This is a genomic window from Odoribacter sp. AF15-53, assembly GCF_003479425.1.
Classification (GTDB): Bacteria; Bacteroidota; Bacteroidia; order Bacteroidales; family Marinifilaceae; genus Butyricimonas.
Map to the genome: position 1 here is coordinate 1 of NZ_QUHC01000035.1, position 1,635 is coordinate 1,635.

General features: G+C 33.8%; 2 protein-coding genes. Both read left to right on the forward strand.

What is annotated here, in order from left to right; translation table 11 throughout:
* The first annotated feature begins 139 nt into the window (after positions 1-139).
* Complete coding sequence (locus tag DWW52_RS20825; RefSeq protein WP_009040061.1) at positions 140-1,000, forward strand: hypothetical protein; 861 nt, start codon at positions 140-142, stop codon at positions 998-1,000.
* A gap of 79 nt (positions 1,001-1,079) precedes the next feature.
* Positions 1,080-1,571 (forward strand): Imm9 family immunity protein, encoded by a 492-nt coding sequence (gene imm9 / locus DWW52_RS20830; RefSeq protein ID WP_004295321.1) that lies wholly within the window; start codon positions 1,080-1,082, stop codon positions 1,569-1,571.
* Positions 1,572-1,635: the final 64 nt, after the last annotated feature.

The window sequence follows — 1,635 nt, forward strand, 5'->3', positions numbered from 1 at the left end:
ATCATTTATTGGAAATGTTGTCTTCCAATAAAAAGAATGATATACTGACAAATTTCAAATAGGTTTATAACAAGCAGATAAATCTCTCTGAAAGATTGATTGTCCGCCAAACATTAGCCACTTAAAAATAATAATAAAAATGACACATAACGAAGCCATAGAACTATTGTTGAAAGAGTACACTTCTTCTGACAAGAAGCAGCTTACTGAGCTATTCATACAAACCTTGCCAATAGGTCGGATTCATTTTGGGCTTCAAGTTTTGTCGAAAATGAAAACATATTATGTTCATTCATATTCAATATACGACATTCCTAAAACAGGTGATTTTTACAAAGACGAGAGGTTGTGGATAAAAGAAAATAAAAAACTATTCTTAGAAAGAAAATACCTCTCCTTTGAGAATATGACCGTAGAACAACAAAGAGAAATTATGGATGAACCTACAATAAACTCTTGTTATATTTGTTCGTCTTCCTTTGAGAAAGATATTGAAAAATATCCATTCAATCCCAAATATGGGGTGAATGAATCTGATGTTTTTCACATGGTACAATGCTTACAGCAAGAGAATAGGGAAAGTGTGAATTTCCTGTATGATCCCAAACAACAAAAGGAAGGGCTGAGTATTCTTAAAGAAATCTTTGAGACTATCACATCCGTGCAGGAATCAGACGGGATTCGTTATGTGTACAAATTGTTGAAGAAAAAAGAATTTTTCAAGCATTGGAAGAAAGAGGAAAAGCGTATAAGTGTTAAGTTTGCAGAATTAGCTTTACAACGTCTGTTGGAAATAATGGGATACCTTAGTATTCTCCACACTGAAAAATATAGAGGTTCCTTTTATGAGTTTAATGAAGGATGTACTCCAAGAAGCAGCCGAAGTTCTGATTGGAATTACCCAGTGGATTTTTGGAGAGGCAAAAACGGCATTGATAAGATAGCTTTTCAGTATTGGTTTGGAGAGTATGATGAACTTGAAAAATTCTGGAAACAATAGAGCGACTAACAAACGGATTAATCTACCAACAGCCGATTATCCACCTAACATTATAAACTCTGGATATAAGGATGAATGTATGAATAATCAATATGCAGTTTTAATAAGTAGTGAAATCCCCGAACTTGGAGAATTGGACTTACTGCGCTCAATTTACCGAGAGTTGAATGGTTATATGGAAGATTACAATAACCAAATCAACTTAGATGATTTGGGAGATTGGAAACTTCTCATACAGATAAATCTTCGAAATACTAATGGGGGGATTGGGATTTTCAAACGGGCAAAACGTTTCCCATCTAATAAAGAGTTTGAAATATCTATTTCCATACCAGTACCAAATTTGGAGGAAGCACGCTATGGAATATCCGATATGACGGGGATTTATATTCCTTTAAATATTAAAAACTTCTACATTCTTTCTCCATGCTTTAGTAAATATGATAATTTGTATCATTATATTCTTGAGAGTGCAAAACAAGCCATAGATGCAGCTTTTACTTATGGCTTTACATGTAACGGCAAAAGAATAAAGAAAAAAGAGTTTATAACAAACAGCACTACCGACTGAATAAGGCGGAACGCTGCAAACCATTAATCGCTGAGAAAAATATGAATAATTGGATTGAAACATC